Source organism: Chryseobacterium jejuense (assembly GCF_017877355.1).
In the GTDB taxonomy this organism is placed as follows: domain Bacteria; phylum Bacteroidota; class Bacteroidia; order Flavobacteriales; family Weeksellaceae; genus Chryseobacterium; species Chryseobacterium jejuense_A.
On sequence record NZ_JAGIPR010000001.1, the window covers coordinates 94,479 to 116,289 of the forward strand.

Consider the following 21,811-nt stretch of genomic DNA (forward strand, 5'->3'; position numbering starts at 1 on the left):
TAAAATAATAATTATGAACCGATTTTATTTCAATAAAAGCAATAGGGCAGCATTATTTTTTGCAATGACTTTATTGCCTTCCGGCATAGCATATTCACAGGTTAAGAAAGATACAGTAGCTAAAGAAAATAAAATAGAAGAAGTTGTGGTAATCGGATATGGTACGCAGAAAAAAGAAGCTGTCACCGGATCTGTTGCTTCATTGAGTGGTAACGCTATAAAAGAAGTACCTTCTGCCAACATTACAGAAGCAATTCAGGGCCGCCTTCCGGGAGTTGATATTGGAAGGACTTCAACAAAACCAGGTGCTGTACAGCAGATTCGTATCAGAGGTGAACGTTCTTTAACAGGATCCAATGATCCTCTTATTGTATTAGACGGCATTCCGTTCGTTGGATCTTTGGGAGATATAAGTCCATCAGACATTAAAACTTTAGATGTTCTTAAAGATGCTTCCGCTACTGCTATTTATGGTTCCCGTGGTGCCAATGGAGTTATCATCATAACTACCAACAGAGGAGGAAAAGGACAAAAAGCGAGATTTTCATATAATGCATATACCGGATTTCAGACTGTGTTTTCTCAATATCCAATAATGGATGGTCCTAAACTCGCAAAACTAAGAGCTGACGCTAACCTCTTTACAAATGGTCCGGATGAGTCTAACGGGACAAATACAGATTGGCAGGATCAATATTATGGGGTAGGACTTATGATGAATCATGATGTTGCAGTTACAGGTGGAACGGAAAAAGGAGGGTACAATTTCGGAGTTGCCTATTTCCAGCAAAATGGAGTGGTACCATTGCAACAATATAAAAGGCTTTCTATTAGAGGCGCTTTGGATCAGGAAATTAATTCATGGTTAAAGGTTGGGTTTTCAACGAATTCTAATTTCTCAGTGAATGATTTTAATGGAATAAGCGGGGCACCCGTTTTAGGGTATTCACCATTGGTAAGTCCATATCTTGCAGACGGATCACTAAGATTAAGAACAACATTTGCAAATGTTGACCAAACAGCTCTTCAAACGAGATCAATTTTAGAAGGGCTGGGTGACGCTTATGCAGACCGTACAAATGCATTCAGTTCTTATAATAATTTGTATGGAGAAATTAAAATTCCAGGTGTTGAAGGTCTTAAATACAGATTAAACGTTGGTTTAACATACAGGAACTCAAACAGTGGTTATTATCTGGGAACAGGTGCATTAAACTATCAGCCGGCTACTTTATCTTCAGCAAGCATAGGCAATTCTCTGACCACACAGTGGGTTTTGGAAAATATGGTAACCTACGATAGAAGTTTTGGCAAGCATAAAATTAATGCAACAGCTTTATATTCAGCTGAACAGACAAGATTTAACAGCTCGTCGATTGCCGCTCGTGATGTGCCTATTGATGCTTTTCAGTATTTCAATTTAGGCCATGCCCAAGGTGAAATAACCATAGATCCTAACAACCAGGGATATTGGAGAAGAGGACTGATGTCTTTCATGGGAAGAGCAATGTATCAATATGATAACCGTTACATGCTGACGGCAACAGTAAGATCAGATGGTGCTTCAGTATTGGCTAAAGGGCATCAGTGGCATACTTATCCGGCCATTTCGGTAGGGTGGAATGTAGCGAATGAAAGTTTCCTCCGAAACTCGAAATACATCAACATGCTAAAGTTACGGGCTGGTTTTGGTCAAACATCAAATCAGGCTATTGCTCCATACACAACTTTTGGTAGCTTAAGTACTACCCCTTACAATTTTGGAGGTACTAATGTTATAGGTAATTATGTGAGTTCAGCTCCTAACGCGTCTTTAGGATGGGAATTTTCGAAAACCTGGAACTATGGTGTAGATTTTTCGATTTTTAATAGGAGAATAACAGGTACTGTGGAATATTATGTTACCAATACTGAAAAATTATTGCTGAGCAAAGGATTACCTTCATCCAGTGGATTAGGGTCAGTTACCGAGAATGTTGGGGCATCTCAGAATAAAGGTTTAGAGATATCACTTAATGCAGTGGTCATTGATAATCCTGATGGCTTCAGTTGGGAAGTAGGAGGTAATTTATCTGCGAACAGAAATAAAATTACAGCGCTTGCTTCCGGAATGGATAGAAATGTAAATAATTTATGGTTTGTAGGTTACAATATTAATGCCTTGTACGATTATCAATATGTTGGTCTTTGGCAGCAGGGAGATCCATATTTGAATATTCTGGAGCCGCAAGTGGGTGCAGCACCGGGAATGATCAAAGTGTTATACACAGGAGAATACAATGCGGATGGTACACCAAAGAGAGCAATTAATGAAGCTGATAGGCAAATTATTAACACAAATCCCGATTTCATCGGTGGTTTTAATACGAGACTTGCTTATAAAAATATAGATTTAAGTATTGTAGGAGCTTTCCAGAAAGGAGGGGTGCTGATCAGTTCTATTTATGGATCAGCGGGTTACCTTAACAGATTAACAGGTAGAGGAAACAATGTAGATGTAGATTACTGGACCGAAGAAAATCCTGATGTAAGATACCCGAAACCAGGCGGACTGTTAAGTGGTGATAACCCTAAGTATGCTTCAACACTTGCTCTGTTCGATGCCTCTTTTGTGAAAATCAGAACGATTACCTTAGGCTATAATTTTAATAAAAACACTCTGGCCAGCTTAGGCGTTAGTAATCTTCGACTGTATATTACAATACAGAATCCATTTGTATTTGGTTCTCCTTATTACAGGCATTCTGGTATGGATCCGGAACCGAACTCAAGAGGTAATGAAAATCAGGCTGTAAACTCATATAAAGCGAATCAGCTTATTATAGGTACAAACAACCCGTCTACGAGAAATTATATGATGGGGCTAAATCTAACCTTTTAAAAATCAGGAATCATGATCAATTTAAATAAAAAATTCATTGCTGCTTTATTTCTAGCTTCAGTAGCATTTACAACTACAGGATGTAATGAGATATTGGATGAACAGCCAAGAGGGATTTATACTCCGGAAGACTTTACAACAGAAAGAGGTATATCGCAGGGTGTTACGTCTTTATACAGACAGTTGAGATTGCTTTATGGAAACGGTTATTGGTTAAATGCTAATATGACTGGTACAGATGAAGCCACCTGGGGACAGAGCGCAGACGGTAATTTTAAAGATCTTGATATGACAGGTGGTGCAGGCAGTATCAATTCCAATACCTTTCCCACAAGTATGGTATGGGGATCCGTATTTCCGTCGATTAATACTGCAAATGGAATTATTCAGAACGGATCCGGAGCAGGTATAGCAGAATCATTGATTTCGGAAGCAAGATTTTTCCGTTCGTTCTATTATTTTTTATTAGTGCAGACTTATGGAGGTGTACCTCTTGATCTGGGATCCGGAGAACTGGCTTTTAATATCAATCCCAAAACGACTTCAGTTAGAAATACGGTTACGGAAGTATACACTAAAGCAATCTTCCCGGATTTAATTAAAGCTGTTGAAAATCTTCCTGTTGACCCGCGGGTTAAAGGAGGGATAACCAAAAATGTAGCCCGTTTATATTTGGCAAAGGCCTACTTAACTTATGGATGGTGGCTACAAAATCCGAACGGTATCCCGACATATCCTGAAACTTCCCGGACGGATCCTGATGGCCACAACGCACAATGGTATTTTCAGCAGGCTTATGATGTTGCTTTAGCTGCAATTAATAATCCCGGACCATACGCGTTGCAGCCAACTTACTATGATGTTAATTTAGGATCAAATGATCGTAATAGTGAATGCATGCTGTATGCAGATCATACAGAAACCAGTGCCTATTTCAATGAGGGGGTAATTCAGGCAAGCTATGGTGATGGATGGTCACCAAATAATTTTGCATCCTGGATGATGACGTGGAATTATACCAACCTTAAAAGCAGTACATCAGCAACAACATGGACACCGGCAAGCCCGGTACAACGTGCCGCTTTTCAGCCGCTGGGAAGACCTTGGGTGAGAATGGCTCCTACCATCGAAGTAATTAAAAATACATTTTCGGATAAAACCAATGATTCAAGATACGATGGAACATTTACAACAGTATACCGTGGTAACTGGAATAAAGAAGGAACCGGGCTTACCAATGTAGGGACACTCTATAATGCAAATAATCTTCCGATACAGCCTAATGCTCCGGTTTTAACCTTTTTAAATGATGATTCTCAGACCCCAACATATCCAACCAACGCCGGCCAAAACGGAATCGGTGCCGGTACACTGCCGGGAAGAGCGGATTGGGTGGTGGCTCCTAGCGGAATCAGCAGAATTGTGTATCCTGGGATATGGAAAACTGGTCCTTACAGAACGGATAACGGAAATGGGTTAGGATATCCAAATCCGAGTCATACACGCCCTTTCTATGCAGCAAAATTCTCCGAGCTGTATTTTATTGCAGCAGAAGCGGCTGTAAAAGGAGCGTCCGGCGCAGTGTCTGCCAGAGATTTAATTAATGTGATCCGTGCAAGAGCAGGAAAATGGCGTTGGGATAATAACGGAAATGCAACAAAAATACAGGATAACAGTGCTGTTATGATAGCTGCAACACCATCAACCATAACAGTTGATTACATCTTAGCAGAAAGATCCAGAGAATATTTTGGTGAAGGCTACAGATGGTATGATTTGGTAAGAACCCAAACTTGGACAGAAAAAGCTGCATCATACTCCATTGGCGGAGCCAATTATGGAAATCATACACCACAAACAGTTACCAGGACAATACAACCTTTCCACTATCTGAGACCTATTCCTCAGGGACAGTTAGATGCTATGGAAGTATCGCCAGATATTAAAGCAAAATATCAGAATCCTGGATATTAATTACATTTCATTCTACATTCATATCAGCAACAGAGTAGGTGTGAAAGCACCTGCTTTGTTTATCTGAATTAAAACTTAAAGGTTATGGAAAAAACATGGCGCTGGTTTGGCAAAAAAGACAAAATAGAACTGAGTACACTTCGTCAGATCGGAGTGGAAGGAATTGTTTCTGCACTGCATGATATCCCAAACGGAGAAATCTGGAGTTTTGAGGCCATCAATGATTATAAAAACTATATAGAAAGCCACGGACTTCGCTGGTCTGTTGTGGAAAGTCTTCCCGTGAGCGAAGCAATCAAATACGGAGGTGAAGACCGTGACTCTTTAATAGAAAATTATATCATAAGCCTTGAAAATCTGGGTAAAGCAGGAGTTACAACAGTTTGCTACAATTTTATGCCTGTTCTCGACTGGGCTAGAACAGATCTCTTTCATGAATGGGAAGACGGTTCTTCATCACTTTATTTTGATAAAGCAAAGTTTGCGTACTTCGAAATTCATATTCTAAAAAGAGAAGGAGCAGAAAATGATTATAACCCGGAGATCCTTCAAAAGGTAGAAGCATTAAAAAATACCTTAACGGAAAAAGATAACAATGACCTGATAGACTCAATCATTGTAAAAACACAGGGATTTGTTAACGGAAATATCAAGGAAGGAGATGATAATCCGGTGGCTATTTTCAAAAATTTACTGGCATTATATGATGGAATAGATAAAAACCAGCTTCGCAGGAATATGAAATATTTCCTCGAAAAAATAATGCCTGTCTGTGAAAAATGGAATATCCAGATGTGTGTACATCCTGATGATCCACCATTTTCATTACTGGGCTTACCAAGAATAGTAACCAATGAAGAAGATATTGAATGGCTTCTGAAAGCTGTTGATAATCCTCACAACGGATTGACATTCTGTGCCGGATCTTTAAGCGCGAATCTTCAGAATGATGTTCCGGAACTGGCTCAGAAATTTGCCCACCGGATAAAATTTGTTCACCTGAGAAGTACAAATGTCTTTGAAAACGGTGATTTCATTGAGGCTCATCATTTAGGAGGAAGAGGAAAGCTCATTGAAGTGATCCGTGTTTTTGAAAAAGAAAACCCTGATCTTCCGATGAGAATTGACCACGGAAGGCTGTTAACAGAAGATATCGACAAAGGATATAATCCCGGCTATTCATTTCTAGGACGAATGCTGGCATTAGGCCAGATCGAAGGCGTAATGGCCACAGTTCAGTCAGAACTACAAAAAAATTAATCTGCGTTTGTAATAAAATAGTAAAAAGTAAAATGAAAGACCTGTTTAGTATTAAAAACAAAATAGCAGTCATTACAGGGGCTTCAGGTGTTTTAGGAGGCAGCCTGGCGAAAAGTTTTATAGAAGCCGGAGCAAAAGTTGTCGCACTGGGAAGAAACCAGGAAACACTGAACGCCCGTGTAAAAGAACTGACAGATTTAGGAGGAGATGCACTCGCTGTAGAAGCCAATGTGATGGATATTGAAAGCCTTGAAGCGGCTTCAGGGAAAATAAAAGAAAAGTACGGAAGTATTGATATTCTGCTCAATATAGCCGGTGGAAATATTCCGGCAGCTACTTTATCTCCTGATCAATCATTTTTTGATATGAATATGAAGGGATGGGCAGAGGTTACCGATCTTAATATCAACGGAACCGTTTACCCGAGCTATGTTTTCGGAAAAGTAATGGCTGAACAGGGTAGCGGAAACATTATTAATATTTCTTCAATGGCCGCTTATTCAGCTATTACAAGAGTGGCAGGATATTCTGCCGCCAAATCGGCGATCACCAATTTCACCCAATGGCTTGCTTCTGATCTGGCATTGAAATTCGGAGATAAAATACGCGTTAATGCAGTGGCTCCAGGCTTTTTCATTGGAGATCAGAACCGTGCCATTCTTTTGAATCCGGACGGAAGCTTAACGGAAAGAAGTAAAAAAGTAATTGCCAAAACACCCATGCAACGATTTGGGGAAGTGGAAGAACTGAATGGTATTGTACAGTTTCTATGTTCGGATGCAGCAAGTTTCATCACAGGAGCACTGATTCCTGTTGACGGAGGTTTCAGTGCATTCAGTGGAGTATAAAAAACTAATTTCCTTATAGATAATGAACAGGACCTTGGCGTTTCCATTCAAGGTTCCTGTTTTTAAAAAGTTGACTTTTCTAAAGTCTGAATACTTGAAGAGAATAAAAATCCAGGATTGTAAAAGTAAATAATGAGTAATTCCATTAAAAATAAAGAAATTTTCGGAGAATCGTTTTTGCTTGAATCAGCAAAGGCAGAGAATCTGTATTTCGGTTATGCGAAAGAGATGCCGATCATCGATTATCACAATCACCTTGAACCTGACGTTATTTCTGCCAATCAGAATTTTCGTTCTCCAACAGCTATCTGGCTGGATGGTGATCATTACAAATGGAGAGCCATGAGAAATTTTGGAATTGATGAACAGTTTATTTCCGGAAATGCTTCAGATCACGAAAAATTCATGAAATGGGCAGAAGTGGTGCCTTATACCCTTCGTAACCCATTATTTCACTGGACCCATCTGGAACTGAAAAATCCTTTTGGGATCAGTGAATATTTATCACCTAATAATGCAGATACCGTGTATCATCAGATGAATGAAAGTCTTCAGACATCCGGCTTTTTACCCCAATCCATCATTCAGAATTTTAAGGTTGAAGCGTTGTGCACTACAGATGATCCTGCCGATGATCTGGCTCATCATAAGGCTTTAAAGAACAGTAGCTTTAAAACGGCTGTTCTTCCGGCTTTCCGTCCTGATTCCTATATTAATATGATTAATCCTGAACACTATCTTTCAGGAATTAAAAAGCTTGAAAAAATCTGCGGATTTTCCATCACATCAGCCTCTGATCTGTTGAATGCTCTTCAATCAAGAATCAATTATTTTGTGGAAGTTGGAGCAAAAGTAGCCGATCATGGGTTTGAATATTTTCCGGATACTACAAAATGGAATCATAGCCTTGAAAAAGAGTTTTCTGAATTCCTGAAGGGCAATCTTTCAACATTTTCCGATCCGGAAGCTTTATGTGGTTATATGCTGAAAGAACTTTGCGAAATGTACGCAGAAAAAGGCTGGGTACAGCAGTTTCATGTAGGAGCAACCAGAAACAACAATTCAGAAATGTTCAGAAAAATGGGTGCCAACGCAGGATATGATGCCATTGGAGAACCGTATTACGCACAAAGGATGAGCATTCTGCTTGATGCACTGAATACGGAAGGAAAACTGGCCAAAACCATTATTTACAATCTGAACCCGGCATTTAACGAAGTTCTGGCATCCCTTGCCGGAAATTTCAATGAAGGCGGAATCAAATCTAAGGTACAGTTCGGAGCAGCCTGGTGGTTCCTCGATCAGCTTGACGGGATGACAAAACAGATGAATACACTTTCCAATATCGGTCTGATCAGCACTTTCGTCGGCATGCTTACCGATTCCCGGAGCCTGCTGTCATTCTCAAGACACGATTATTTCAGAAGGCTTTTATGCAATCTGTTCGGAAATGAGATGGAAAGAGGTCTTCTTCCCGATGATGAAAAATGGGTAGGAAAGATCATTCAGGATATCTGTTATCACAATACAAAAAATTATTTTGAAATCTAATACCATGCAGGATTCAGCTAAAATACTATGTTTCGGGGAATTGCTTCTCCATTTTGCCCCGGATTCCGAAGGAAACTGGCTCAATGGGCAGTCTCTGAAGATTTACGTGGGCGGTGCTGAATACAATGTAGCGGCAGCACTTTCCCAGTGGAAGAATGCTGTAAAATTATTATCAGCTTTACCTGAGAATTTTGTAGGAAATCAGCTGGAATTTCAGCTTAAAAATAAAGGAATAGAAGTCCTTGCAGAGAAAAATAAAGGGAGAATAGGAACATTTTACCTTTCTTCTGATGGAGATATGCAGAACGCTTCAGTGGTGTACGACCGTTTTCCGTCTGTTTTTACCCAATCGGATTTTGAAACTTTCAGTGATGATGAAATATTTTCAGAAGTAAAATGGCTGCATATCAGCACCATTACACCTGCTCTGAGTGACAATGCATTCCGCAAATGTCTGCACATCATGAAAGAAGCCAGAACAAGAAATATTATGGTTTCTCTCGATCTGAACTACAGAGCGTTACTTTGGCAAAACCAGAATCCTCATAAAATTAAAGAGCTGATGCCTTTTGTGAATGTGCTCATGGGAAATATCTGGTCTGTTGAGCAGTTTCTGAATATTCCTGTTGCATATGAGCTTAATGGAAATTTTGATGATGAAAATCTTCTGAGGCAGGCCCAAAAAACAGCTTTGGAAATCCGGAAACAATTCCCGGATGTAGAAAAAATCGCCAATACATTCCGCTTTACAAACGGAGAACAGGTCAATTATTTTGCCACCTTATTTACTGATGAACAGTTTTTGGTTTCAGAAAAATATGATGCAGACCAAATTGAAGAAAGAGTAGGAAGCGGTGATTCTTTTATGGCTGCTTTGATTCATGGAATTTTAAAAGGAAATCCTGAGCAGCAGATCCTTGAGGATGCTGCAAAAGTTGCTTTCAAAAAACTTTTTGTAAAAGGAGATACCATTGATGACAGCATTAATATCGAAAAATTATGAGTGAAGTACTACAAAAAATAAAAGACCAGAAAGTAGTTCCGTTGTTTTATAACGAATCGTTTGAAGTCTCAAAAAATACCATACAAGCTTTATATGAAGCAGGAATCCGTGTGATAGAATACACCAACCGAGGTCATCAGGCATTGGAGAATTTTACCAGGCTGAAAGAAATTTCCCACACAGAATTTCCTGGCCTTCTGTTAGGAATCGGAACGGTAAAAAACATACAGGAAATGGATGATTATGCCCATGCAAAAGCAGATTTCATCATTACACCGGTCATCAGTGAAGATTTGGTGAAACATGCTCTTGAAAAAAATATCTTTCTGATTCCGGGCTGTTTTACTCCTTCCGATATCAATATTGCATATCAGAATGGGTTAACACTGGTTAAAATATTCCCGGCTGACGCTTTAGGTAAGAACTACATCAAATCGATACAGCCTGTTTTCCCGGGAATGAGTTTCATGCCAACGGGAGGAATCCATGCTGAATCTGAAGATATCAGAGAATGGCTCAATGGTGGTGCCATGGCAGCAGGATTGGGAAGTTCACTCATCGGAAAAGATGTTAATGAAGAAGAACTGACTCTGAAAACAAAAAATTTATTACAACAACTTAATCATAACTAAATGCAGGCTCCTCAAAATCGCAATATAAGATGGTGGATGCTGTCTCTCGTTTTTCTTGCCACTACGATCAATTATCTTGACCGTCAGGTAATGGGCTTGCTGAAACCTGTTCTGGAAAAAGAATTCAGTTGGGACGAAAAAGATTACAGCTATATTGTGATGGCCTTTACCACTACTTATGCCATCGGCTACATGGCGATGGGAAGGTTTATAGACAGGGTAGGAACCAAAGTCGGGTATGCGGTTTCCCTTATTGTATGGAGTCTTGCTTCTATAGGACATGGTTTTGTGAAAAGTACCATTGGGTTTATCATGGCGAGAAGTACTTTGGGAATCAGTGAAGCAGGAAACTTCCCTGCTGCCATCAAATCTGTGGCTGAATGGTTTCCGAAAAAAGAAAGGGCACTGGCAACGGGTATTTTCAATTCGGGAGCAACTGTGGGAGCTATTTTAGCACCGCTGCTGGTTCCGTTCATTCTGGGACATTACGGCTGGAGACAGACTTTTGTGTGGATCGGTGCCTTGGGTATGGTTTGGATTATCCTTTGGTGGAAATTCTATGCCGTTCCGGAAAAAACCAAAAATCTCAGCAAGGAAGAACTGCAATACATAAAAAGTGACCAGGATGAAAAAACAGAGGAAAAAACCAAAATCCCTTTATCAGAATTACTCAAATATAAAGTAACATGGGCATTTGCTGTCGGTAAAATTTTAACCGATCCCATCTGGTATTTTTTCATGTTCTGGTTACCGGCATATTTCTCAGATGTGTTCAAAATGGATTTAACAAAACCATCCCTTCCGTTGATCATTATTTACAGCGGTACCACGATCGGAAGTATTGGCGGAGGATATCTCTCATCATTTCTGATTAAAAAAGGCTGGGCCATCGGAAGAGCCAGAAGCATTACGATGTTATTGTTTGCTTTGATGGTGGTTCCGGTAATGTTCTCAAAATATGTAGATAATATGTGGATGATCACGATCATCATTGCCTTTGCAACAGCTGCACACCAAGGGTGGGGAGCCAATCTTATGACTACGGTGGGAGATAAATTACCTAACAGCTATGTTAGTTCTGTCATAGGTTTTGGCGGAATGCTCGGTTCAGCGGCAGGAATTATTTTTCCGCTGTTCATCGGGATTGTTTTGGATACATTCAAAAAGGCAGGAAACATCAATGGCGGTTACAATATTATTTTCTTTATCGCAGGAATTTCATATGTTGCTGCCTGGGGACTCATTTCGTTGATTAACAGAAAGAAAACAGTTTAGTATAAAAATAGAGTTTAAAAAATAAAAATGAAATCCGGGCTTTACATGACCATCTGTCTCCTGATCACTATATCTTCCTTTGCCCAGAAAGGAGGAAAAAATAAACTGTGGTATGATAAACCGGCCAGACAGTGGGTGGAAGCTCTACCGATAGGAAACGGAAAGATTGCAGCAATGGTTTATGGAGACCCTTATCAGGAAAGACTTCAGCTGAATGAAGGGACATTCTGGTCTGGAGGTCCTTCCCGGAATGATAATCCCGATGCGCCAAAAGTCCTGGATTCTATCAGATATTATGTATTCAACGGAAATTATAAAAGAGCCCAGATCCTTGCTGATAAAGGATTAACAGCGAAAACAGTTCACGGTTCGGCATTTCAGAATATTGGCGATTTTACGCTGGATCTAAATAACCTTAAGGATGTCAAAAATTATTACAGAGAACTGGACATTGAAAAAGCAATCACAACCACTACATTTACTTCTGGAGGGGTTAACTTTAAAAGAGAGGTTTTTGCTTCAATTCCCGATCATGTAATCGTTATTAAATTAAGCTCGGATCACAAAAATGCACTGAATTTTACAGCAAGATTCGATAGCGAACTTAAAAAGAACGTTAAAGCAATTGACGCCAATACTTTACAGATGGATGGAATTTCTTCCACATTAGACGGCATCCAGGGACAGGTGAAATTCAATGCGCTGGCAAAATTCGTTACCAAAGGGGGGAGAACACAGGCTTCAGAAAATGGAATTTCGGTAATCAATGCTCATGAGGTCATGATTCTTATTTCAATCGCAACTAATTTTACAGACTACAAAAATTTAAATGCAGACGAAATTTTAAAGGCCAGAAAGTATATTGAACAAGCAGAACATAAAAATTTCAAAACCTTATTTCAAAATCATCTGAATGCTTATCAGAACTATTTCAAAAGGGTAGATCTGGATTTAGGGACTTCCGAAGCAGCAAAAAATCCTACAGATGTCCGGATTAGAAATTTTGCTGCTGGTTATGACCCGGAACTGATTTCATTGTACTATCAGTTCGGGCGCTATCTCCTGATTTCTTCCTCTCAGCCGGGTGGCCAGCCTGCCAATCTGCAGGGGATCTGGAACAGTTCCAACAAACCGGCCTGGGACAGTAAGTATACCATCAACATCAATACGGAAATGAATTACTGGCCGGCGGAAAAGACCAATCTTCCCGAAATGCATGAACCATTGATCCAGATGATAAAAGATTTGAGCGAAACGGGAAAAGAAACGGCAAGAATAATGTACAACAGCCGCGGCTGGGTAGCCCATCATAACACCGATATCTGGAGAATAACAGGAGTGGTGGATTTTGCCAATGCCGGAATGTGGCCGATGGGCGGAGCCTGGCTTTCACAGCATTTGTGGGAAAGATATTTGTACAGCGGAGATATAAACTATCTGAAAACAATTTACCCTGTTCTGAAATCTTCAGCACAGTTTTATGAAGATTTCCTGATTGAAGAGCCTACGCATCATTGGCTGGTAGCAAGCCCGTCAATGTCTCCTGAAAATATTCCGCAGGGACATCAGGGAAGTGCTCTGGCAGATGGAAATACAATGGATAACCAATTGATGTTCGACTTGTTCACCAAAACAAAAAAGGCGGCACAAATTCTCAATATAGACTCAGAAAAAATCAAAGTTTGGAACACTATTATTTCAAAATTGCCGCCTATGAAAATAGGAAGCTACGGACAATTGCAGGAATGGATGGAAGACCTGGACAATCCGGAAGACAACCACAGACACGTTTCTCATCTGTACGGATTATTTCCTTCCAATCAGATCAGTCCGTTTACCACACCGGAATTGCTGGATGCCTCCAGAACCGTACTCGTTCACCGTGGAGATGTATCCACAGGTTGGTCAATGGGCTGGAAAGTTAATCTTTGGGCTAAATTGTTGGATGGAAACCACGCCTATAAATTAATCAAAGACCAGTTGACGCTTGTAGAAAAAGACGGCTGGAATACCAAAGGCGGAACATATCCGAATCTTTTTGATGCACATCCGCCATTCCAAATTGATGGAAATTTCGGCTGTACTTCAGGGATTACCGAAATGCTTTTGCAGACTCAAAACGGTTTTATCGACATTCTTCCCGCACTTCCGGGAGAGTGGAAAAGCGGAAAAATTTCTGGACTGAAAACGTATGGAGGTTTCGAAGTCAGTATGATCTGGAAAAACAACAAAGCTAAAGAAGTCATCATAAAATCCGAATTGGGAGGAAACTGCAGAATAAGGCTTCCGAACGAAATGCAGCTTTCCGGAAATACAAAACTGAAAAAAGCGGAAGGTAGAAACCCGAATTCCTTATTTGAAATTCCGGAAACTCCGAAACCATTGATTTCTGACAAAGCAAAATTGAATCCTGTTGAAATTAAAACTGATCTTATATATGATTTCCCAACTGAAGCAGGAAAAATATATATATTAAGATGGAGTGATAAAAGCTGAAGAGACAATTTAAAACTACATTTATTAAAATAAAAACTAAAAAATCTATATATGAAAAAGAGGCTAATGAATCCTATTTTTTTGAGAAATAAAACCAATGTTATGGCAGTGGCAGCTTTACTTTCCATCAGTAACCTCTCTGCACAGACTTTTTCCGACTTCAACTACCATGGAAACGATAAAATATATAATGATAACCCTCTTAAACCGGACGAATTTTATTCCCCGATTCTACAGGGCTGTTACCCCGATCCCAGCATTACCAGAAAAGGAGAAGACTACTATCTCGTAAATTCTTCATTTTCAATGTTTCCGGGAGTTCCTATTTTCACTTCTAAAGATTTGGTGAATTGGAAGCAGGTAGGACATGTCCTGGACAGACCTTCACAGCTTAAAGTTGAAAAATCGGGAGTTTCGCATGGAATTTATGCTCCGGATATAAAATACAATAAACACAACGATACTTTTTATATGATTACTACCCAGTTTGCGGGCGGTATCGGAAATATGGTTGTAAAAACCAAAGATCTGGCAAAAGGATGGAGCGAAGTTCAGAAACTGAATTTTGACGGCATTGATCCTTCTATTTTCTTTGATGATAATGGAAAAGCCTATATTGTTCACAATGATGCTCCGCCAAAAGGTACCGAGCAGTACAACGGCCACCGTGTTATTAAGATCTGGGAATATGACCTCGAAAAAGACCAGGTAGTGGCGGGCTCGGATAAGATTATTGTAAACGGCGGCGTGGATCTTTCCCAAAAACCCATCTGGATTGAAGGTCCCCATATTTATAAAAAGAACGGTAAATATTATCTGATGTGTGCAGAAGGAGGAACCGGTGGTAACCACAGTGAAGTTATTTTTATGTCTGATTCCCCAAAAGGACCTTACGTTCCGGCTGGTAATAATCCGATTCTGACACAGCGTTATTTCCCGAAAGACAGAAAAGAAAAAGTAGACTGGGCAGGCCATGCAGATCTGGTAGAAACGCCGGATGGCCAATATTACGGAGTATTTCTGGCAATACGCCCGAATGAGAAAAACAGAGTCAATAAAGGCCGTGAAACATTCATCCTTCCGGTTGACTGGAGCGGAACTTATCCTGTGTTCCAAAATGGCTTGGTTCCGATGAAACCAAAATTAAAAATGCCACAAGGCGTTCAGAATCAAACTGGGCAAAACGGATTTTTTCCCAACGGAAATTTTACCTATAACGATAAATTAACCGATAAAAATCTCGATTACCGATGGATTGCCATGCGCGGACCTCGTGAAAGCTTCATTACTGTCACAAAAAATGGTGTGAAAGTAAATCCTTTTGAAACCAATATCAAAGCATTGGCTCCGGTTTCAGCATTGTTCCACAGATTACAGCATGAGTCTTTTGAAACTTCTGTAACTCTGGATTTTAAGCCTAAATCAGAAAAAGAGTTGGCAGGAATTACCTGTTATCAAAGTGAAACATTCAATTATGTTTTCGGAATCACAAAAAAGGATAAAGATTTCTACATTGTATTGGAAAGAACAGAAAAAGGACAATCAAAGCTGATCGCCAGTGAAAAGATCTCATTATCCAAACCGGTTAAACTGCAGGTTGTTGCTGATAAGGATGAACATAGCTTTAATTATTCACTGGATGGGAAGAGCTATAAAAACCTTGGCGGACCGGTTTCTGGAGATATACTTTCTACTGATGTGGCGGGAGGTTTTACAGGAAGCCTTATCGGGCTGTACAGTACCTCTTCCAATGATATTGTACCGCAATAGTATGAAAGATTTGTCATTCTGAATGGAACGAAGTGAAATGAAGAATCTCGTCTTTTACTGACAGTAGAGAAAAAATACTTGGTGACAACAATTAAGTATTTTAAAATTGAAAAACTAAGCGTAAAACCAAACATCACAGTATCTTTTGAAAATCAAAAAATCTTATATAGTTTCTTTATTGGGGTTTATCGGGCTGAATCTTCTTTCAGCCCAGGTAAATCCTTCCGGAAAACAGAGTACATCGTTTACCAATCCAATCATATGGGTTGATGCACCTGATTTATCTATCACCAGAAACGGAAATGATTTTTACCTGATCAGTACCACCATGCATCTGATGCCGGGAGCACCGGTAATGCATTCCAGGGATCTGGTACATTGGGAAATGTCCGGGTATGTTTTTGATACCCTGAATGACAATTCAAAATATGATTTATTGAACGGAACCGTTTACGGCAGAGGCCAATGGGCTTCTTCAATCCGCTATCACAAAGGGAAATATTACGTTTTGTTCTCTCCGAATGATGAACCTTTCAAATCTTATTTCTACGTGACTGATAATCCTGAAAAAGGAAAATGGAAATTGATCACAAGAACACGGCATTTTCATGATGCGTCTTTGTTTTTTGATGATGATGACAAAGTATATGTTTTTACTTCCAACAAAGTTTTTGAACTGAATCTTGATTTTAAAGAGGTCATAGGAAATCCGGATGGAACTGAGGTATTTCAGAAAGATGCTTCGGAAACCGGACTTTTGGAAGGAAATCAGATTATCAAAAGAAACGGAAAATATTATATGATGATGATTTCCTGGCCAAAAAACGGGAAACGCCGCCAGGTAGTCTACAGAGCGGATAAAGTGACAGGTCCTTACGAGAAAAAAGTAGTTCTGGAAGACAATTTTTTAGGATTTTCCTATGCAGGTCAGGGCGCTTTGATAGATGATAAAAACGGAAACTGGTATTCCCTCATTTTTCAGGACAGAAACGGAGTGGGACGTGTTCCGCTGCTGTTGCCCGTACAGTGGGAAAATGACTGGCCGGTATTGGGAGATAACGGCAAAGTTCCTTTGAAAGGAGAAATTCCGCTTCCGCCATTCAAAGCAAAAAATCATTTGGTGGAAAGCGATGAGTTTTCTGATAAAAAAATGAAAATCCAGTGGCAATGGAATCATAATCCTGTGAATGAAACGTGGTCTTTAGCTGAAAGAAAAGGATTTCTGAGACTAAAAACCAGCAGAGTGGTAGACAATCTGTATGCAGCACCCAATACTTTGACCCAGAGAATGGAAGGCCCGACCTCTTCAGCAGTTGTTGCGATGGACCTGAAAGGAATGAAAGATGGGGATGTTGCCGGTTTCAGTGCTTTCAACGGGGATTCCGGGATTTTGTCAATAGTGAAGGAAGGCCAAGAAAAATTCATTGTTTTTTCAACCAATGAAGTAAGCCTGGATACTAAGACAAAAGCGATTACAGGGGTTAAAAAAGAAGAGAAAAAACGGATTCCTCTCAATTCGGATAGCGTTTTCCTTCGTATTGATGCCAATTTTAACCTAGGTAAAGATCTTGCTGACTTTTATTACAGCACCGATCAGAAGAACTGGACAGAGATGGCAAAAGATTACAAAATGATCTTTGATTACCGGAGATTTTTTATGGGATCAAAATTCGCAGTTTTTAATTATGCCACTAAAAATACCGGAGGTTTCGTAGATGTGGATTTTTTCAGAATGAATGAAGCCGGGAAGTAAAAATAGTAACAAAAATCAGAAAGGCAGGGAAAGATCTGCTGTATATATTTAAAACAAAAGAATGCCTGTTATTTTTTTATTCAAAATAATAAGTGTTAAAAATACAAATAAAAAATCATGAATAAATCAGTTATATTGGCTTTAGGACTTGTTTTGTCGGGAATATTTGTTTCCGCACAAACTCTTGATAAACAGGCACCACAGGGTTTCGATGTGGAAAACTCTGCTATTTCCCACGGAAAAATTGACACGATTCAATATTCGTCAAAAACTGTTGGAACAACAAGAAAAGCTTTGATTTACACCCCGCCGGGATTCAAAAAAAGTGAAAAATATCCTGTGCTTTATCTTCTTCACGGTATTGGTGGAGATGAAAAAGAGTGGTTCAATCAAGGAAAACCCAATATTATTCTGGACAATCTGTACGCACAGGGAAAATTGCAGCCAATGATTGTTGTGCTTCCCAACGGTCGTGCGATGAAGAATGACAGAGCAACCGGCGATATCATGGCGAAAGATAAAGTACAGGCTTTTGCAACTTTTGAAAAAGATTTGCTGACTGACCTGATTCCGTTTGTAGAGAAAAAATATCCGGTTAAAAAAGACCGTGAAAACCGTGCTTTGGCAGGTTTGTCAATGGGAGGTGGACAGACACAGAATTTTGCTTTCGGAAACATAGATAAGTTTGCCTGGCTGGGAGCATTTTCTTCTGCACCCAACACGAAAGAACCCAATCAGCTTTTACCCAATTCACAAGATGCGTTAAAGCTGAAGCTGATTTTTATTTCCTGCGGTGATGCAGACGGGCTGATGCCTTTTAGCAAAAGAACCAGCGATTATTTGAGAAAAAATAAAATTCCTCATATTTTTTATATAGAACCGGGCGGCCACGATTTCAAGGTCTGGAAGAATGATTTGTATCTGTTTTCACAACTGCTTTTCAAACCCGTCAATCAGGAAGAAGTTAATTTTATTTTGAAGTCAGAATAAAGTATCAGGCTAAAAGCTTTTAATCCAAATTTCCTATTCTATGAATATCCGTAAAATATATGTCAGTTTAATTGCAATGATAGGGTTTTCCCAGATGGGATTCTCGCAGAATCCTATCGTCCAGACCAATTACACTGCAGACCCTGCGCCGATGGTGTACAATGACAGGCTGTATGTGTATACCACTCACGATGAAGACAATTCCACCTGGTTCACCATGAATGACTGGAAAGTATATTCCACGAATGATATGGTCAACTGGACAGACTACGGAACAGTTCTTTCGTATAAAGATTTCGATTGGGCAAAACGCGATGCCTGGGCTGCACAATGCATAGAGAGGAACGGAAAGTTTTTTATATATGTTCCGATGTGGTCCAAAACCAATAACAAAGGTGCTATAGGTGTTGCTGTTGGCGACAGTCCGTTTGGACCTTTTCATGACCCGCTTGGAAAACCTCTGGTTCAGAGTGAATGGGGTGATATCGATCCCACGGTTTTTGTGGATGATGACGGACAGGCTCATATGTATTGGGGAAATCCTAAGCTTAAATATGTAAAGTTAAATGAAGATATGATTTCCTATTCCGGAAATATTGTAGAAGTACCAATGAGCGAAGAATCATTTGGAAAAAGAGAGGGAAAACCTAATCCGGAAAGACCCACAAAATACGAGGAAGGTCCGTGGCTGTACAAAAGAAAAAATCTGTATTATCTTTTCTGGCCGGGCGGCCCGCTTCCTGAATTCATAGGATATTCTACCGGAAAAACGGCACAGGGACCCTGGAAGTATGGAGGAATTGCGATGCCCACTGAAGGAAAATCATTCACCAATCATCCTGGCGTTATTGATTTCCGGGGAAAAACCTATTTCTTTTATCACAACGGAGCATTGCCGGGTGGAAGTGGGTTTACAAGATCGGTAAGTCTGGAAGAGCTTACATTCAATAAAGACGGTTCCATTTCACCTTTTAAAATGACCAACGGAATTACAAAAGCTATTGCAACAGTTAATCCTTATTCATTCAACCAGGCTGAAATGATTGCATGGTCAGAAAATATAAAATCTTATCAGAATAAAGAGGCTGGTGTTTTCATCAAAGCAAAGAAAAATGGCGCCTATACCAGTGTAAAGAATGTGGATTTCCGAAAAAAAGGAGCCGTTGCTTTATCTGCAAGGGTAGGAACCACCCATAACAGTGACGTAACAATGAGCATTCATTTGGATGCTGTGAACGGCCCGGTTGCCGCAACGGTAAAGGTTCCGATGACGGGTGGGGATGATCGATGGGAAACGGTAAAAGTTCAGATTGCTGAAAAGATTACCGGTGTTCATGATCTGTACTTTGTATTCAATGGAAAAGCCTCAACAGATATTATGTATTTCGATTACTGGACCTTTCTTGAAAATAACTAATCATGAGAAACAAAGTTTTATATATCGTATTCAGCTTGCTTCTTATAAGCAAAAGTTTTGCACAGGTAGCGGAAGTTGCAAGTCCTGATGGGCAGCTAAAGCTTAGTGTTTTTTCAGAAAATGGAAAAGCCATGTATAGTGTTATCCTTCATGAAAAAATAATGCTTGAAAAATCTCCTTTGGGCCTTGTGACCAGCGAATCCGATTTTTCAAAGAATCTGAAATTTACCGACAGCCAAAAAGATATAGTTTCTAAGAAATACACGAACGGAAAAATCAAAAAATCTGAGGTTAATTATAACGCGAATACCTTAACGGTTAATTTCACCAACGCAGACCAATATCAAATAGGCATTGAATTTCAGGTGAGCAACAACAATATTGCTTTCCGATACAATATCCCACCCATGAAAGAAAGGCTGAGCGTTGTGGTACAGTCGGAAACTACCGGTTACAGGTTCCCGTCACAGACGACTACTTTTCTTTCCCCCATGATGAAGCCAATGACAGGTTTTGCCCGCACAGCGCCAAGCTATGAAAGCGGTTATAAAGCCGATGCTGAACTGGGAATGCCATCTGATTACGGGTATGTTTTCCCTGGCCTGTTCAATATCGGAAATGAGGGCTGGGTATTACTTTCCGAAACAGGGGTGAACAGTATGTATTGTGCTTCACACCTTGAAACCACAGCAGAAAAAAGCCTTTACAAAGTAGCCTATCCGGATATTGAGGAAAATAATGGTTTTGGAAGTATCGGAGCAGCAGTCTCACTTCCCGGAAAAACGCCGTGGAGAACAATTACAGTAGGCAGTTCCCTGAAACCTATCGTTGAAACCACCATTCCTTTTGATGTGGTAGATCCGATGTATGAACCTTCACAGGATTATCAGTTCGGGAAATCTACCTGGAGCTGGATTCTCTGGCAGGATAAAAGTATGAACTATGATGATCAGGTGAAATTCATAGATCTTGCTGCGGCTTTGAAATATCAGTTTATTCTTATGGATGCGCTTTGGGATAAAAATATAGGTAAGGACCGTATGAAAGAGCTTATTCAATATGCAAAATCCAGAAATGTAGGAGTATTGCTTTGGTACAATTCCAACGGAGCAGCCAATGATGCACCTATGGGACCGAGAAATAAAATGAGTTCATCCGTTGAGCGTAAAAAGGAAATGAAATGGCTGAAAGAAGCAGGAGTAAAAGGTTTGAAAGTGGATTTCTTCGGAGGAGACAAGCAGGAAACCATGCGCCTTTACGAAGATATTTTATCAGATGCCAATGATTATGGATTAACGATTATTTTCCATGGAGCGACTTTACCGAGAGGCTGGGAAGTAATGTACCCGAATTATGCAGGAAGCGAAGCCGTTCTCGCCTCAGAAATGCTCTATTTTTCAGAAGATGTACGTAAGCAGGAAGCTTTTTTTGCCACACTTCATCCATTCATCAGAAATACGGTGGGAAGCATGGAATTCGGGGGAACTTTCCTCAATAAATATTTAACGGAATCCAACAGGGATAAAAATAAAAGACATACCACGGATGGCTTTCAGCTGGCTACAGCAGTACTGTTTCAGAACCCGGTTCAAATGTTTGGTATCATGCCGAATAACCTGACCGATGCTCCGGAATTCCAGCTCAAATTTATGAGAGAAGTTCCGACACTTTGGGATGAAACGGTCTTCATAGACGGTTATCCCGGGAAATATGCTGTGGTTGCAAGAAGGCATGCAGATCATTGGTATGTGATTGGCGTAAATGCTGAAATGCAATCCCAAAAACTGAAAATAAAGCTTCCGATGTTGGCCGGGAAGACCGTAAAATTCATCAATGATGATACAAAAGGAAACACTTCAGAGAAAGAAGTAAAAGTAAACACAAAAGGAGATTTCAGTATTGAAATGCAGCCGCAGGGAGGTTTTATACTGAAAGGATAAAAGAAGTAAACCTATAAGGTT

Annotated in this window: 14 protein-coding genes; all 14 read left to right on the forward strand. The window is 39.9% G+C overall.

Annotated features, from left to right (window positions below):
• The first annotated feature begins 13 nt into the window (after nucleotides 1-13).
• The 14 genes from J2772_RS00450 (at nucleotide 14) to J2772_RS00515 (ending at nucleotide 21,790) form a co-directional block, all read left to right on the forward strand.
• A complete protein-coding gene (locus J2772_RS00450; RefSeq protein WP_209912367.1) occupies nucleotides 14-2,881 on the forward strand; it encodes a SusC/RagA family TonB-linked outer membrane protein in 2,868 nt (955 codons plus the stop codon).
• A 12-nt stretch (nucleotides 2,882-2,893) separates the two neighbouring features.
• Complete coding sequence (locus J2772_RS00455) at nucleotides 2,894-4,855, forward strand: RagB/SusD family nutrient uptake outer membrane protein (protein WP_209912368.1); 1,962 nt, start codon at nucleotides 2,894-2,896, stop codon at nucleotides 4,853-4,855.
• 84 nt (nucleotides 4,856-4,939) lie between these two features.
• Entirely contained in the window at nucleotides 4,940-6,115 is a 1,176-nt protein-coding gene (gene uxuA / locus J2772_RS00460; protein ID WP_209912369.1) for a mannonate dehydratase, read from the forward strand.
• 32 nt (nucleotides 6,116-6,147) lie between these two features.
• Nucleotides 6,148-6,963 (forward strand): SDR family oxidoreductase, encoded by an 816-nt coding sequence (locus J2772_RS00465; protein ID WP_209912370.1) that lies wholly within the window; start codon nucleotides 6,148-6,150, stop codon nucleotides 6,961-6,963.
• Nucleotides 6,964-7,095: 132 nt separating this feature from the next.
• The gene (gene uxaC / locus J2772_RS00470) at nucleotides 7,096-8,514 is read left to right on the forward strand and encodes a glucuronate isomerase (RefSeq protein WP_209912371.1); all 1,419 of its coding nucleotides are present in this window, start codon (nucleotides 7,096-7,098) and stop codon (nucleotides 8,512-8,514) included.
• Nucleotides 8,504-9,517 (forward strand): sugar kinase, encoded by a 1,014-nt coding sequence (locus J2772_RS00475; protein ID WP_245365017.1) that lies wholly within the window; start codon nucleotides 8,504-8,506, stop codon nucleotides 9,515-9,517. Before uxaC ends, J2772_RS00475 begins: the two co-directional genes overlap by 11 nt.
• Nucleotides 9,514-10,149 carry a bifunctional 4-hydroxy-2-oxoglutarate aldolase/2-dehydro-3-deoxy-phosphogluconate aldolase gene (locus tag J2772_RS00480; protein ID WP_209912372.1) on the forward strand — a complete coding sequence of 212 codons (636 nt, stop codon included), beginning with the start codon at nucleotides 9,514-9,516 and terminating at the stop codon, nucleotides 10,147-10,149. The genes J2772_RS00475 and J2772_RS00480 overlap by 4 nt, the downstream gene beginning before the upstream one ends.
• A complete protein-coding gene (locus tag J2772_RS00485; RefSeq protein WP_209912373.1) occupies nucleotides 10,150-11,424 on the forward strand; it encodes an MFS transporter in 1,275 nt (424 codons plus the stop codon).
• 27 nt (nucleotides 11,425-11,451) lie between these two features.
• Nucleotides 11,452-13,920: a glycosyl hydrolase family 95 catalytic domain-containing protein gene (locus J2772_RS00490; protein ID WP_209912374.1), complete on the forward strand. Its 2,469-nt coding sequence runs from the start codon at nucleotides 11,452-11,454 to the stop codon at nucleotides 13,918-13,920.
• Nucleotides 13,921-13,971: 51 nt separating this feature from the next.
• Nucleotides 13,972-15,690, forward strand: a complete 1,719-nt coding sequence (locus tag J2772_RS00495; protein ID WP_209912375.1) for a glycoside hydrolase family 43 protein — start codon at nucleotides 13,972-13,974, stop codon at nucleotides 15,688-15,690.
• Nucleotides 15,691-15,835: 145 nt separating this feature from the next.
• Nucleotides 15,836-17,443, forward strand: a complete 1,608-nt coding sequence (locus J2772_RS00500) for a glycoside hydrolase 43 family protein (protein WP_209912376.1) — start codon at nucleotides 15,836-15,838, stop codon at nucleotides 17,441-17,443.
• Nucleotides 17,444-17,560: 117 nt separating this feature from the next.
• Entirely contained in the window at nucleotides 17,561-18,433 is an 873-nt protein-coding gene (locus tag J2772_RS00505; protein WP_209912377.1) for an alpha/beta hydrolase, read from the forward strand.
• A gap of 40 nt (nucleotides 18,434-18,473) precedes the next feature.
• Nucleotides 18,474-19,850, forward strand: coding sequence for a glycoside hydrolase family 43 protein (locus J2772_RS00510; protein ID WP_245365018.1), 1,377 nt, complete (start codon nucleotides 18,474-18,476; stop codon nucleotides 19,848-19,850).
• A 2-nt stretch (nucleotides 19,851-19,852) separates the two neighbouring features.
• The gene (locus tag J2772_RS00515) at nucleotides 19,853-21,790 is read left to right on the forward strand and encodes a glycoside hydrolase family 97 protein (protein WP_209912378.1); all 1,938 of its coding nucleotides are present in this window, start codon (nucleotides 19,853-19,855) and stop codon (nucleotides 21,788-21,790) included.
• Nucleotides 21,791-21,811 lie beyond the last annotated feature (21 nt).